The 15,154-nt window shown below is 39.5% G+C and carries 12 protein-coding genes; 8 read left to right on the plus strand and 4 right to left on the minus strand.

Features of this window, described 5'->3' with window-relative positions:
• Nucleotides 1-15: 15 nt before the first annotated feature.
• Entirely contained in the window at nucleotides 16-915 is a 900-nt protein-coding gene (locus tag H6G76_RS05040; protein WP_190696269.1) for a ferritin-like domain-containing protein, read from the minus strand.
• Nucleotides 916-1,212: 297 nt separating this feature from the next.
• Here H6G76_RS05040 and H6G76_RS05045 point away from each other — a divergent pair, with 297 nt between their 5' ends.
• Nucleotides 1,213-1,413 (plus strand): hypothetical protein, encoded by a 201-nt coding sequence (locus H6G76_RS05045; protein WP_190696272.1) that lies wholly within the window; start codon nucleotides 1,213-1,215, stop codon nucleotides 1,411-1,413.
• Nucleotides 1,414-1,547: 134 nt separating this feature from the next.
• Here H6G76_RS05045 and glnA read toward each other — a convergent pair whose 3' ends face one another.
• Nucleotides 1,548-2,963, minus strand: a complete 1,416-nt coding sequence (gene glnA, locus H6G76_RS05050) for a type I glutamate--ammonia ligase (protein WP_190696275.1) — start codon at nucleotides 2,961-2,963, stop codon at nucleotides 1,548-1,550.
• 356 nt (nucleotides 2,964-3,319) lie between these two features.
• Here glnA and apcB point away from each other — a divergent pair, with 356 nt between their 5' ends.
• The 6 genes from apcB (at nucleotide 3,320) to H6G76_RS05080 (ending at nucleotide 8,494) form a co-directional block, all read left to right on the plus strand.
• Nucleotides 3,320-3,829: an allophycocyanin subunit beta gene (gene apcB, locus H6G76_RS05055; protein WP_190696279.1), complete on the plus strand. Its 510-nt coding sequence runs from the start codon at nucleotides 3,320-3,322 to the stop codon at nucleotides 3,827-3,829.
• Nucleotides 3,830-4,012: 183 nt separating this feature from the next.
• On the plus strand, nucleotides 4,013-4,432 hold the full coding sequence (locus H6G76_RS05060) for a XisH family protein (protein ID WP_190696281.1): 420 nt from the start codon (nucleotides 4,013-4,015) through the stop codon (nucleotides 4,430-4,432).
• Nucleotides 4,420-4,755, plus strand: coding sequence for a XisI protein (locus H6G76_RS05065; RefSeq protein WP_190696284.1), 336 nt, complete (start codon nucleotides 4,420-4,422; stop codon nucleotides 4,753-4,755). The genes H6G76_RS05060 and H6G76_RS05065 overlap by 13 nt, the downstream gene beginning before the upstream one ends.
• A gap of 191 nt (nucleotides 4,756-4,946) precedes the next feature.
• Complete coding sequence (locus H6G76_RS05070) at nucleotides 4,947-5,411, plus strand: hypothetical protein (RefSeq protein WP_190696287.1); 465 nt, start codon at nucleotides 4,947-4,949, stop codon at nucleotides 5,409-5,411.
• Between the two features lie 8 nt (nucleotides 5,412-5,419).
• A complete protein-coding gene (locus tag H6G76_RS05075) occupies nucleotides 5,420-7,588 on the plus strand; it encodes a Z1 domain-containing protein (RefSeq protein WP_190696290.1) in 2,169 nt (722 codons plus the stop codon).
• 87 nt (nucleotides 7,589-7,675) lie between these two features.
• The gene (locus H6G76_RS05080; protein WP_190696293.1) at nucleotides 7,676-8,494 is read left to right on the plus strand and encodes a TlyA family RNA methyltransferase; all 819 of its coding nucleotides are present in this window, start codon (nucleotides 7,676-7,678) and stop codon (nucleotides 8,492-8,494) included.
• A 57-nt stretch (nucleotides 8,495-8,551) separates the two neighbouring features.
• On the opposite strand, the gene H6G76_RS05085 is transcribed toward H6G76_RS05080, so the two are convergent.
• Both H6G76_RS05085 and H6G76_RS05090 read right to left on the minus strand, forming a co-directional pair.
• Entirely contained in the window at nucleotides 8,552-8,830 is a 279-nt protein-coding gene (locus H6G76_RS05085) for a Calvin cycle protein CP12 (RefSeq protein WP_190696297.1), read from the minus strand.
• Nucleotides 8,831-9,177: 347 nt separating this feature from the next.
• Nucleotides 9,178-10,527, minus strand: coding sequence for a GTP-binding protein (locus H6G76_RS05090; RefSeq protein ID WP_190696300.1), 1,350 nt, complete (start codon nucleotides 10,525-10,527; stop codon nucleotides 9,178-9,180).
• 694 nt (nucleotides 10,528-11,221) lie between these two features.
• On the opposite strand from H6G76_RS05090, the gene H6G76_RS05095 reads away from it, so the two are divergent.
• On the plus strand, nucleotides 11,222-14,944 hold the full coding sequence (locus H6G76_RS05095; RefSeq protein WP_190696310.1) for a diguanylate cyclase domain-containing protein: 3,723 nt from the start codon (nucleotides 11,222-11,224) through the stop codon (nucleotides 14,942-14,944).
• Nucleotides 14,945-15,154 lie beyond the last annotated feature (210 nt).

Genomic DNA, 15,154 nt, shown 5'->3' on the forward strand with positions numbered 1-15,154 from the left:
CCCTACTAAACATTTTTAAACACTAGTTTTCTCTTGCTTGTCCTCTGGCTTTTTGAGGCCGTTGAGAAACATTGGTACAAACTTCTCCATAAATGCTTGTGGGTCACGCTGCCAAGCTTTTTGTGCAGCTTGAATTCTAGTGAACTGCAACTGGGGTGCTAGCAAAGCCTGTGGTAAGCGTTCCATTAGGTATTGCGGACGTTCCCACACTGGCATAGTATTTGCAATTTCCACTAGCCTCGTTACTCGTCGGAGTTCTGCACCTAGAGTAATGTCCATGCCTGATTCAAAGGCGGCCTGTTCAATTGCTGCATACTTGCGCTTGGCTTGTTCGACTTTTTGCCGATGTTCTGGACTTTTATTAGCTATTTGCACTAGCCAACGGTTACCCCAACGGACGTGTCCGGCTTCTTCTGGCAGAATTTTTTCGATAGTTTCGCGGATTTTGATATTTTCTGCTGTTTGTGGTGCTTGCTTAAGAGCATAAATGTGGGCAGAAAAATACTCACAGCCACGTTTCTCAGTAATGTTAATTGCTGCCATACCAGCAATTATGGTGTCGTCTAAGTTGGTTTTTGGATCGTGAGTATCTTTATCCAACAGCCAATCAAATTCATCAATATAAGGCATTCCAGGGGGATTGCCGATATCGGTTCCTAGTTCTACTAATAAATCAGTTAGCCACATGGCGTGACGAGCTTCATCAGAAATGTGATGTGATAAATCTCGGACTAGTTCTCGTGGCTGTCCGTCTAGTTTTTCAATTACCTCTGTGAGGTCTTTGCAACTGCGCTGTTCGCTGTAGCGGTAGCGATTTAGGGTCATCAGATGCAATTCGCGATCGCGAACTACGTGTTTTAAAATATCTCTCGCCCCTAGATTCCCTTGAAATTTCCGTGGGTAAATAACGGTCATAGTATGAAGATTTATTAAGTGTCTTTTTTGATGCTAGCTCAATTTTTCGCTGCTGAACGGAAACCTAAATGATTGTTTTTTCCGAATTTGCCAGGAACAGAATTATGAGAATTTCGTGACTTTTGAAATTACATCTCACGTAAAAATACTCATTCTAGCCTCTAGAATATTAAGATTTATTTTAATTTTAGCAAAAAAATTAAAACTGTAACTTTAGCTACAGAATTTTTGTTATAGTGATATCAACAAAGAAAAAATGTCTAAAAAATATAACTAAAACCCTAGGGGGACTGAAGTATGTCTATTCAAGAAAAATCTCGTGCAATTATGATGCGTCAATATCAACAAGTTAAAAACCGTCAACAATCGATGCTGATGCGTTCTGCACAAGAACTCGGTCTTCCTGAAGAAGTGTCCCATTATTGGAATCCCATTCAAGGGAAGATAGACCAAACTACACGCACCATATATGGAAGCAGCAATGCTGCTATGAGCTAGGTTAAAAGTAGGTGACAGGGTTAAAGTCTTTGGTGTTTAGGTTTAATCCTCTGTTCATTTCTTAACTGTCTTGGCTGTTGTTATATAAAAAAAGCCACCCTTAAGGGTGGCTTAAAAATCACTACTAGTTGCAATTAGCAGTCGTAATAGAGGTAAAACTCATAAGGATGAGGACGCAATTGTAACTGCTCAACTTCATTAGCCAGTTTGTAGTCAATCCAATTTTGGATGAAGTCTTCAGTGAACACGCCTGTTTCAGTCAAGAAAGCGTGGTCATTCTCTAAAGCTGCTAATGCTTTATCTAGAGAACCTGGAGTAGAAGGAACCTTCGCCAGTTCTTCGGGAGACAGTTCGTAAATATTTTTATCTAAAGGCTCACCTGGATCAATTTTGTTCTTGATACCATCCAAGCCAGCACAAAGCATGGCTGCAAATGCCAAGTAAGGGTTAGATGTAGCGTCTGGACAACGGAACTCTAGGCGTTTTGCTTTGGGGTTAGTGCCAGAGAGAGGAATACGCACAGAAGCAGAACGGTTACCTTGGGAGTAAGCCAAGTTAACAGGTGCTTCATAGCCTGGTACTAGACGTTTGTAGGAATTGGTGGTGGGGTTGGTGATAGCTAAGAGTGCTGGTGCGTGTTTAAGAATGCCACCAATGTAATGTAATGCCATTTCGCTCAAACCAGCATACTTATCGCCAGCAAATAGAGGCTTGCCATCCTTCCAAATAGACTGGTGACAGTGCATACCGGAACCGTTATCGCCAAAAATTGGTTTTGGCATGAAGGTAACGGTTTTGCCGTAGTTTTTAGCTACGTTCTTAATGACGTATTTGTAAGTCATTAGCCAGTCAGCCGCTTCAACTAACTTACCGAAGCGGAAACCGAGTTCGCACTGACCACCAGTTGCAACTTCGTGGTGTTGCTTTTCAATGGGGACACCGCACTGCGCCATTGTCAGCAACATTTCTGTCCGAATGTCTTGGAAACTGTCGGTTGGCGAAACTGGGAAATAACCTTCTTTGAAGCGTGGTTTGTAACCCAAGTTGGGGCCTTCTTCTCTACCAGAATTCCAACGACCTTCTACAGAGTCTACGTAGTAGTAGCCGGAATTAGCAGTTTGGTCAAAGCGAACATCATCAAAAATGAAGAATTCAGCTTCAGGGCCAAAGAAAGTAGTATCACCAATACCAGTAGAAACTAGATAATCAACAGCTTTTTGAGCAATAACGCGTGGGCAACGGTTGTACCATTCCCCTGTGCGGGGTTCCTTAATGCTACAAATTATGCTTAGGGTTGGCTCTTTCATGAATGGGTCGATCCAAGCTGTGTTGGGATCTAACACCATTGTCATGTCTGATTCTTCGATACCTTTCCAACCCCGAATACTGGAACCGTCGAAAGGCACGCCATCAGTGAATGAACTTTCATCGATTTGGTTGTGGTACACGGTCAAATGTTGCCATGTTCCTGGAGTATCGATGAATTTCAGATCAATCATCTGAATGTTTTGGTCTTGGATCAATTTCAAGACTTCTTGTGGGGTTGTCATTGTTACTCCTTCTCTGCCAATTTCCTATTGTAAAACCAGAATCTGCCAAAGCATCTTAACCCTACTGATCCCAACCAAGTTGTGACACACCTGGATTATCGTAAAGATTTGAGATTACATAAATATGTAGTTTTTGTTACAGATTCCCTGGATTACAGGTTATATTAACCTTTCACACGTCATCTGTACAAAACTGGAAAGTTCATTCATCGGGGGCAACTTTGGCATAGAATCCTTAAAGTAGCCGATAAATTGTTTTTGTGCCGAACTTATTTTAAATAGCACAAAAATTCACTGGTGCGTATCGCAGCCAAATAAATATCAAATCATAGAAAGCAACGATTGGGAGAAAAAGAATGCGCGATGCAGTTACAAGTTTAATTAAGAATTATGACGTAGCTGGACGTTATTTTGACCGCAATGCGATCGACAGTCTGAAATCTTATTTTGAGAGTGGTACAGCACGGGTACAAGCTGCGGCTGCTATCAATTCAAATGCTGCTGCTATTGTTAAGCAAGCTGGTTCTAAATTATTTGAAGAACTACCAGAATTGATTCGTCCCGGTGGAAATGCCTACACAACTCGTCGTTATGCGGCTTGTTTGCGGGATATGGACTATTATCTACGCTATGCTACTTATGCACTTGTTGCTGGTAACACAAATGTGTTAGATGAGCGCGTACTCCAAGGGCTAAGAGAAACTTACAATTCTCTAGGTGTACCTATTGGGCCAACAGTTCGTGGTGTCCAGCTGATGAAGGATATAGTCAAAGAACAAGTAGCAGCAGCAGGCGTTGTTAATGCTGCTTTTGTCGATGAACCTTTTGACCATATCACCCGCGAGTTGAGCGAGCAGGATGTTTAAAAGCTGAGAGAGGGACTAGGGACTAGAGGTTAGGAACTAGTTTTTTTAGGCTTTTCAAGCTGTACTTTTTTTGCTGCTGTGGATGTCTGCTATTTAAATTTTTGTAAAGCGATCGCCTCTTGTTTTTGTTAAGAAGCGATCGTTTTTTTACAGTTATTATCCGTAAGGACTTATCTTCTACCAATGCCTGCCAGAGATATATATCATGCCGCATTCATTAAAGCACTTACAGCAGATGGTTGGACAATAACCAACGATCCTTTTTATCTTGCCTATGGTGGTAGAGAACTTTACATAGATATTGGAGCCGAAAAAGTTACTATTGCTGCTGAGAGAGATAATGAAAAAATAGCGGTTGAAATCAAAAGTTTTCTCAGCCTTTCTCCTGTGAGTGACTTGCAAGAAGCTGTGGGACAGTATGAAATTTACCGCACTGTGCTTAAAGAACTGGAACCATCACGCAAACTATATCTAGCAGTGGCTCAGCGAGTTTATGAAGGTATATTTTCTGAACGCTTTGGTCAGCTAATTATCACTAATATAAAAATAAATCTAATTATTTTTGATGAGAAAACAGAGAGGATTATTACATGGGTAAGCTAACTCGCTATCGTGAAATTATTCGTCAATTAATATTTGAATATGCTGGTCATAAACCTGCTAATGGTCAAATAGAAACAGAAGCAGTTATTGATTCAGAACGCGACCATTACGAAGTGGTACACGTTGGTTGGGATGGAGTACGCCGCATACACGCTTCCATCGTGCATATAGATATTATTAATAATAAAGTGTGGATTCAATATGATGGTACTTCTGAGCCAGTTGCAACAGCATTATTAGAAGCAGGTATCCCACGCGAAGATATTGTTTTAGGTTTCCATCCAGAAGAACTGCGCCAGTACACAGATTTTGCTGTGTCTTAATTATTTTGATGTAGTGGCGTAGTCAGACTAAAATGTTGAATACTTTCGTGTAAGATGAGCATCTAGCTGCTTACCCACACAAATCATTCGTTAATTCAGCAATACCAAAATGATTTATGTCCCTTTAACAAAAATACTAGTATACTAAAGTATACTATAGTACATAGTATTTAACTAATGCCAATATTTCCATGAGCATTAATGATCTAGAATTCTTGCACGGTGCGGCTTTTCTTCGACTTCTCAAAGGAGCATCTTATATATCTATAAGTTATTTATCTTCTATCCATCCGTCTCTTTATCTTGCCAAAAGTGATTATAGAGAATCTGCTATCTTATTCAAAATATCAAAAAAACCCAATTCTTCTTGGTCATTTAGCTTTAGTTCACAGGAAGAAATAGCATTAAGAATAGTTCATCAAACATATCCTAATGTCAAATTTTTTATAGCATTAATTTGTCATCGGGATGGGATTTGTTGTCTATCAGAAGAACAATTATGGACAATTATTAATCATAACGATGGTTTAGCAAATCAGCGTATCTCTGTGAAAAGAGAATTAAGAGGAAGCTATTATGTTAAAGGTACAGGTAGAGTTCCTTTAGAGCGAACAATACCTCAAAATAATTGGCCTGAAGCAATTTTATCAGCATAAAATAATTTATGACACATACTCCGATTGAAATTAATGGCGACTGTATTGATAGATTAATTAAAAAATTAGAGAAAAAAATAGGTCAGCGAGAAGCAAATAAACTTAAAGACACTGCTATTGAAGTTGTTCAAAACTGCGTCAATGTTTATTCAGAAAATTTTGGTCATGGTGATGTAGGAAAAAATAGCACAGGGTTAGTCAGTCAAGTTTATAAAGGACAAGACCCAATTCCTAATGGTACAACCGGACTTATTTATGGTCGAGTTCAAAGTGGTAAGACTAACACAACTATTGCAACTTTAGCACTAGCTCATGAAAATAATTTTCGTTGTTTTATAGTTTTAACATCTAACAATACATGGTTAGGAGAACAAACTGCAAACCGTTTTAATAATCAGATCGAAGGCGGCCCTGTTATTTTTGATTGGGAGGCATGGAAAGAAGACCCAGATGATTTTGCAAAAACTAAAGTTATACCCTATATTAAAGATACAGGCGTTGTTTTAGTTACAACCAAAAATATCTCTCACTTGAAGAGATTATTGATAGTTTTAAAAACCGCTAAAGTCAAAAATTTCCCTACATTAATTTTTGATGACGAAGCCGATAATGCTAGTTTAAATACGAATGAATCTAAACAAGCTAAACACGGAAAAGATGCGGTTCCTGACAGTTCCACTTTTGTACACATAGGTGAGATACGTCAAGAAGTTGCTAATCATATTTACATTCAGATTACGGCGACTCCTCAAAGTTTGCTATTACAAAAGTTATCCCATCCTTGTAGTCCACAATTTTGTGCAGCACTACCAGAACCAGGAGAGAGTTATATGGGTGGTGAATTATTTTTTACTGAAAAAAGTAACTACTGTTGTCTTGTAGATGCTGAAGAGATCAACGAAATCAAGAAACAAAAGGGTGAAAACCCTGGTAATCAATGGATAATTCCTGATGGATTGAGGTTTGCACTTTGTTGCTTCTTTCTAGGTTCAACTTATAAAATGCTATCTTCGGATAAAGAAGATGCAACATATTCTTTTCTTGCTCATATTTGTTATAAACAAGATATTCATAATGTCTTAGAGAAAGTTATTAGTCAATTTGTAATTCATTTAGATCAAGCAATTCGAGATAAGAGTTCAGCAACCAAAAACAAACAAGCAATAAAATGGTTAGAGCAAGCTTATGAAGAATTAAACAAAACTGTTGATAAATTACCACCATTTAATGAACTAATAGATGAATTAAAAATTCAGCTAAGACGTGCAATACCTAAAATCATTAATGCAAACAACCCTGACAAAGAGCCTAACTATAATCCTGGGATGAATATACTAATCGGTGGTAATAGGTTAGGTAGAGGAGTGACAATTGAGGGTTTAATGGTAACTTATTATGGGCGTGATGCAAAACAAAAGGTAATCGATACAGTTCATCAACACGCTCGAATGTATGGTTATCGTCCACAATTAAAAGATGTTACTCGTCTCTTTTTAGCAGAACATATACTTGAGTCTTTTCGTTCTATTCATGAATCGGATGAAGCAATGCGTCAAGCTATAGGAGATGATATTCATAACATTCAAATTCAACCTGTCTGGATAGGAGGAAATCTTAAACCAACTCGCTCTAATGTTTTAGATCCCTCCACAATTAATGTATTAAAACCTGGGAAATTGATTTTTCCTCAAAGTCCAGCTTACAAAAGAGAAGATATTGAGGAAAATTTTCATAAAATAGAAAAAATATTGATGAACTATACAGAAGATACAAAATATTATGAAGTAGATATAGATTTTATTATTCAAATTCTTAGTCACACAAAAAGTTATTATATTCCATCTGAAGAATGGGAAGATAAACGTATTCTTAAAGGATTAAAAGATCTGCAATCAAAAGGTATGAAAAAGGGACGTTTAAACGTTCGTAGAGGTATCAAAAATAAAAGTCAAGGATTAGATATGCCAAGAAAAGCTCCTTTTGAATGGGGCGGATTTGGCTTCGGCTCAGGTGAATGGTCAATAAAAGCTCAAAAGGACTACCCTGATGTACCAACGTTAATTATTTGTTATCAGAAAGGAAATGATAAATGGGATGAGCATCCAATATATCTACCTATGCTGGTATTGCCTAAACAAAAATTTGTTTTAATGTTCAACTATGATGAGGAGGACTAATGTTTGGAATAGAATCCTAACTGATAAATAAGGAAGGACATAAATTTCAATAATAAAGCTAAGAAAAAAGTTCTTAGAAGGTAAGATTTGGTTAAAAAACGGCTTGATACATTATTAGTAGAGTTAAATTTATGTAATTCTCGCGCTTTAGCACAAAGGCTAATTCAAGCGGGGGAAGTGATGGTTAATGAACAGGTAATTGATAAGGCGGGGACAGAGGTTGATGTTGCGGCACAAATCAAAGTAAAAGAACGATCGCGCTTCGTTTCTCGTGGTGGTGATAAACTAGCCAAGGCTTTGGAAGTATTCGCCATTCCTGTAGCAGAACGGGTTTGTTTAGATGGCGGAATATCTACAGGTGGCTTTACTGACTGTTTGCTCCAAGCTGGAGCCAGTTTAGTTTATGGTATTGATGTCGGTTACGGTCAAGTTGATTGGCGGTTGCGAAACGACCCGCGAGTAGTTTTGCGAGAACGCACCAATTTACGGCAACTACAACCCGAACAATTATATAGTGAAGGCGATCGCATCCCTGATTTGGCGGTGGTGGATGTATCGTTTATATCCTTAACCAAGGTTCTGCCTGCATTATGGCAATTAACTCAAGCTCCCCGTGAAGCGGTATTGCTGGTCAAGCCACAATTTGAGGTGGGAAAATCCCGCGTTGGCAAAAAAGGTGTGGTGCGCGACCCTGACGACCAAGCTGATGCTATTTTCCAGGTATTGCAAGCAGCTGATAAAATAGGCTGGAGATACAAAGGCTTAACTTGGTCGCCTATTACAGGCCCAGCTGGGAATGTGGAATATCTGTTGTGGTTAGGGATGGAAAGTGAAACACCACCGCCGAATTTAGACGTAATTAAGCAACTGACGAAATCAGCAATGGCTGACTTACACGAGAATTAAACCAGTTATCAGTTATCAGTTTTTGATTGATAACTGTTTACTGATGACTGTTCACTGTTAAACATCGTAAATTAGACACTCTAAAGCCTCTGGATGCATATCGCAGAAACTTTCTAGCGAGGTTTTGCGTTGTTTTGCTTGCTGTTTATGAGATTTTTCGGCTTGTAACTCTTCGACGATATCCCAAGCTACAGCACAGTTAGGAGAACCATCGCCGCTCAACTCACAAGTTTGACGAGCTTCTGCGATCGCTTCTAAAATTGCTTGTTCAATGGTTGTGGTGCCATTGTGAGCAGATTGATTTACAGTGTCGAATCTGTCGTATGTTGCTGTCATGTTAAATCTACCTTTGTTTACTGCGATAGAGATTGGATGTGCGCTGCTGAATAAATCCAGGAGCCAATACTTCCAGTTTAGTTAGCACGGAAAAAGATGACGGTGGTGAATACCCACTCTTAATAAACTAATTTGATTGGGATTTCCCTCTTGTCATTTTTGATGCAAAAAGCTAGTAGCAAAAAGTATCAAGTCATAAGAATGAAGTATGAAACATGAACTTTATACTTCACCCTTTATATAGTGCATTCTAAAAAGGCAATCTAACGCAATTATCAGAGGAATTTGATACAAGTTGACGAAGAATTATCAACTGCAACAATTAGGTAAATAATTCTTAGAAATTCTCAATATTTCAAACCTAATTCTTGTTGCAGACGATACAGAATTGTATTTTGGTCAACTTGAGAGAGAATTTCTTGAATGACGGTACTAGCTCCTAGTTGTCCCCAAGTACAACCTTTTTCTAGATAAACTTGGGCGGCTTTACCGACAGAATAAGCACCATAACCAGCAATTCCGGCTTGAGCGATCGCACTGCCAGCAAAGCTAGTAATATTTACGGGATTATCACCACTAGCGATCGCCGCAGTACTTTTACCTAATCCTAAAACAAAACTACTGCCTAATTCTCCCAGCAATAAGCCGCCAGAACTGGTTAAAATCGTCTTTAAAATTTTCCCCGCCTCATAGCTAGTCATCGGTAAACCATATAATCGTGCTAAAGCCCGAATTAAAGCTAAATCAGCAAAAGTTCCGCCGAGAATATCTAAGAAAGCGATAGGATTTAATGCTACGGCTAAAGCTTTATATTTAGTAAATTGCCAGATAATTTCTTCTGCTTCTTGTTCGCGTAAATCGATAGTTTTCTGAGCGATCGCAGCTTCAGCTTCTCGTGCTTGTACAAGTGCATTTAAGGCCAGGAGCGATCGGCCTTCACGATTGAGAATATTTAAAATTGTCTGCTGAAGTTCTTCGATTTGCGGTGGTGGTGTTTCCCATTCATAACTCACACGCCCATCAGGCCATTCAACGCGCACTTCCATTGGTGCAGGTTCCGCCGCCACCATCACGATTTCATCGGGTAACAAAGGCTGGGCTTGAGGATGTCCGGCACCAAGCTGCTGTAAGTTTTGATAAATTGCAGATCTGTCAGTATCGGGGTAAAGGTCTATTTTGTTAAATACTAAAATCAGGGGTTTTTGTGACTGGCGTAAATCTAGCAATGCTTGATATTCAGTCCGAGTAATATCGCCAGACACCACAAATAAAATTAAATCTGCCTGACGCGCCACTTCTTTTGCCATTTGCGCCCGTGACTCGCCAGCAATTTCATCTAGTCCCGGTGTATCAATTAACTCTACTACTATCTTGCCCCCTGGTGGTTGCCATCTGACAGAACGCGGCCATTGCGTTACACCATTTAAAGGCCCAGTTTGTAAAATCTTCTCTCCTAGCAAAGCATTCAATACGGCCGATTTTCCCCGACTCACCAAACCAAAGACAGCAATTTTAATTAAATTAGAGTCCAGTTTACTGAGTGTGGCATTTAAAGCGTCTAATTCTGGTTTTACCAAACCTGCCAATTTTGGGTTAGATGACAGATGTCCTGACTTGCGAAGATATCCATACCAAGATAAAGCTTGTCTGAGACTAGCGCGGGCGCGGTTTAAATGTGTTTCTTGCAGATTAGGCACGGAATTAACTTGATTCAAGGTTAAACAAACAACAGGCTATATACAGCAGGGGATAGGCAAAAAGCAATAGGCAATAGGGTTAAAAATCTTCTAATATATGACTTTGTTCTTCAAATCTTTACTTCATTTACCTGCAATCTGCTGTATTTTCTATAAACAAAGGAAATATAAAAAGTAAATAGAACTGAGTTTTTGGTTTTATTTGTCGCCAGTATAATTGCTTTCAAGAAACACATTTGTTTCAAGTAATTTTATTAAATGCGAGATATTTGGGCTAACAATGCGAATTAATTAGAGTAACTAGGAAAAACAAAGCTATGTGAAGAAAAATGAACTAGGCGAACACCCGCATTACCCCTGCCTTATCCTAACTATCTATATTCACGCCGACATACTTAGTTTAGCCCAAGGCTACAAATTTTTTAGCGTGAACTAGTACACCATCTGCATTGAGTTTTCTGCACAACAGAAGAGGCCTTTTATATTTTATTAAAAAAATTATACAATAAACAATTAAGTAATACGTACCAGATAAATTTGAGGAGAAAATTAAGTTTAGTCTGCGATAAATGCTTTAATGTTAAAGGTTTTACGAATTACCAAATGTTAACTTGAATTTAAATTTTGCTTCTCATATTTTATAATTATCGTACTTTAAATAAATATTAAATACAAAAGTCTCAGTATTATTACTGTGCCAGCATACTCTTTGAATATTGCCATGCCCTCTAATAGCCTACCGGGTTCTGAAATTCGGTTACAGCAAATCCTTAATCAAATAAAGATGCTGGCTGTACGAGTTCACCAATCACGTGAATTGGATGAAATACTCAACATCGTCGTCAGCGAAGTCAGAAACACTTTAAAAAGCGAGCGCGTAATTATCTATCGCTTTTTGCCTGATGGAGATGGAGTAATAGCCCAAGAGTCTGTCAACCCCGCCTGGAAACCCCTGAGAGGAAAGTTCATTTATGATCCTTGCTTCCAGATGACATGGCTAGAGCAATATCAACAGGGACGGATAAGTGTTATTGAGGACATTCATACTCAAACGCTTAAGCCTTGTTACAAAGAGCTATTAATTAGTTTGCAGGTTCAAGCTAATTTAGTAGTACCTATTTTAGTCAATAGTCAGAACATTACGCTAACTTATAGTAAATCTTCTCATTTATGGGGCTTACTGATTGCCCATCAGTGTAGCAGTTCACGTCAATGGAGTTCTTTAGAAATTGAATATCTCAATCTGTTAGCAGCAGAACTAGGAATAGCTGTTAGGCAAACACAACAGCCCCAGAGATTACTACAACTGAATCAACACTATAAAAATTTGACAGTTCCACCCAAGTTGAAGTTGAAACCAATTAAAAGAACTCTGCACAAAAACCGTAGAAACCCCATTACAACAGAAACAGTATTACCAAAGCATCTATCAGCCGCAGAGTTGATAGTTTTTGACAGATTACAAACTCCAACTTGGATTTACGATATTGAGAAATTGCAGATGTACTGGGCGAATAAAGCAGCTCTTACTATTTGGAACGCGCAAAGTCGAGAAGAACTGCTCAAGCGCAACTTCAGTGATGTTTCTGAATCTACTCGGATTCGGCTGCAAACCTATTTGCAAAAATTTCAGCAAGGACAAACCATCAGTGAAAACTGGACATTTTATCCAGAAGGTAAACCTGTTTGGGTTCGCTGCCTCTTTTCTGGAATTGAAATCGAACCAGGGCGAATGGCAATGCTAGTTGAAGGAAGCCTGGAAACTGTCAATGCGATCGAACAAGAAACATTGCGCTCAATTGAAGCACTGCGCCATACCAAAGTGATGATATCGCTCTACACAATGGATGGTGTACCGTTGATGCAAAATCCCGCAGCCCAGGATTGTTACGGAGATACCTTACACCCGAATCTATCAACTCAGAATGTTTTCCTGAGTCACTTTGTTGACCCCACTGTTAGGCAACAGGCTATAGAAGCGATTCAGTTAGGTGAGGTGTTCAATATTGAAACCCAGGTGTTCACTAATAAAGGGATTCGATGGCATGGGATGGATATACGATGCACCCGCGATCCCGTCACAGGTAAGTCCCTGATTCTTGTTAACGAAAAGGATATTAATAAACAGCAAACTGCTTTAAAAGAACGCCAAAGTGTAGAAGACGAGTTACGCTGGCGTTCAGCTTTGCTGAGTTCCATGACAGAGACTTCTTTGCTGGGATTCTTTGTAGTTGACAATCGTACCGACGAAATTCTCTATTTCAATCATCGCTTTTGTGAAATTTGGGGCATCAAACATTTAGAAAATCGGATGCGATTAGGTACTTTAAAAAACAAGGATATCATCCCTGACTGTATACCGTTAATTGCCGACTTACCAGCATTTTTTGAATCTTGTCCATCATTACAGCCTCAAGAAAATCGCGGCTCAATTGAGGATGAAATTTTATTTGTGGATGGGCGTACAATTCGCCGCTTTTCCAGCCAAATTCGAGATAGTGCAGATAAATATTTTGGCAGACTCTACATTTTTGAAGACATCACAGAACGTAAACGCATCGAAGCCGCATTCAAAGCTAGTGAACAGAGATGGCAATATGCCTTGGAAGGAAACGGTGATGGCGTTTGGGACTGGAATATTAAAACTGATGAGGTGTTTTTCTCTCGTCGTTGGAAGGAAATGTTAGGGTTTGCAGAGCATGAGATTGAAAACACCATCACGGAATGGGAGCAACGGATTCATCCTGATGATAAATGGCAAGTTTACGAGGAGTTGAACAAGCATCTTTGCGGTGAAACGCAACAGTATGTCAGTGAACATCGAGTCCAGTGCAAAGATGGAACTTATAAGTGGATTCTAGACCGGGGGCAAGTTTCGACTCGTTCAGAGGATGGTGTTCCCCTACGGATGCTGGGAACGCATATTGATATTACTCAACGCCGACGGATGGAAGAAGCGTTGCGAGAAAGTGAACAACGCTATCGTTCTGTCATTACTACGATGGCAGAAGGTATTGTCTTACAGCAAGCAGATGGCAGCATTACTGCTTGTAACGGCAGTGCCGAAAGAATTTTAGGATTAACAGCTAGTCAAATGATGGGTCGCGCTTCCATCGATGAGCGATGGCGCGCAGTTCATGAGGATGGTTCTCCTTTTCCTGGTGAAACTCATCCTACCGTCGTCACGTTACGTACAGGACAGCCCCAATTTAATGTCATTATGGGAGTTTACAAACCTGATGGCAGTTTAACTTGGATTTCGATTAATTCTCAACCATTATTTCAACCAAATGAGTTACAGCCCTATGCCGTGGTGGGATCATTTACAGATATTACAGCCCGTAAACAGGCTGAAATAGCACTGCAACAGCAGATGGAACGAGAACGGATGGTGAGTGCGATCGCACAACGTCTCCGTCAATCATTAGATTTAGATCAAATATTGAACACAACTGTTGCTGATGTCAGACAATTTCTCCAAAGCGATCGCGTCATTATCTACCGCTTTTATCCAGATTGGAGTGGTATAGTAATCAGTGAATCAGTGGCAGACGGTTGGCAAACTCTGCTGAATAGAGAAATTACAGATGATTATATTGTCCAAACGCAAGGACAGATTTGTCTACCAGGTAAGCTCAAACCTACTTCAGACATCTACACCGCCGGATTTGCTGATTGCCATATCCAGTTATTAGAACAGTTACAGGTTAAAGCCAAGTTACTTGTACCAATTTTACAAGGTGATAAACTTTGGGGACTTTTGGTGGCTCATCATTGCAACGCCCCGCATAAGTGGCAAGCTTGGGAAACTGAACTACTTCAACAACTAGCAACACAGCTAGAAATCGCCATTCAGCAAGCAGAACTGTATCACCAATTAAAGCTTGCTAACCAGCAACTGGAAAATATAGCGATGGTAGATCAATTAACCCAAATACCCAATCGCCGATGTTTTGATAGCAGGCTAGAACGTATATGGCAATATCTTTTACGCGAACAAGGTTGTGTCTCGTTACTGTTATGCGACATTGATTATTTTAAACAATATAACGATGCCTACGGTCATACCGCCGGAGATGATTGTTTGCGCCTTGTTGCTAAAGCTTTTAAACAAACTGTTAAGCGTGCTACAGATTTAGCTGCTCGTTATGGCGGAGAAGAATTCGTAGTCATCTTACCAAATACTGATAGTTATGGTGCTTTTCAGGTTGCCCAAGCAATTCATCAAGCTATTGAACAGCTAAATATTCCTCATGTTGCATCGGCTGTGAAGCAACACATCACCTTGAGTATTGGCATTGCGACTGTAATTCCTCAAATTGAGATGCTTTCTTTAGATTTGATTGAGTCCGCAGATCAAGCCCTTTATCAAGCTAAATCCCAAGGGCGTAATCGTTCTTGTATTAATCAACTATAGGAAGGCAATAGGTGATAGGCAATAGGCAACAGGCAACAGGCAATAGTTATTTACACTCCCCTGCTCCCCTGTGGTCTGAACTGCAAATTAGGTGCTTAATCGCTTACTGCACTCAACCGAAAACGCTGTATTTGATTTCTGCCGCAGCGATCGCATCAATATTTTGGTTGATACTATAGGATTCATATTTGATTTCTGAAAAAAACTCAG

This window comes from Nostoc sp. FACHB-152 (assembly GCF_014697475.1).
Lineage (GTDB): Bacteria > Cyanobacteriota > Cyanobacteriia > Cyanobacteriales > Nostocaceae > Nostoc_B.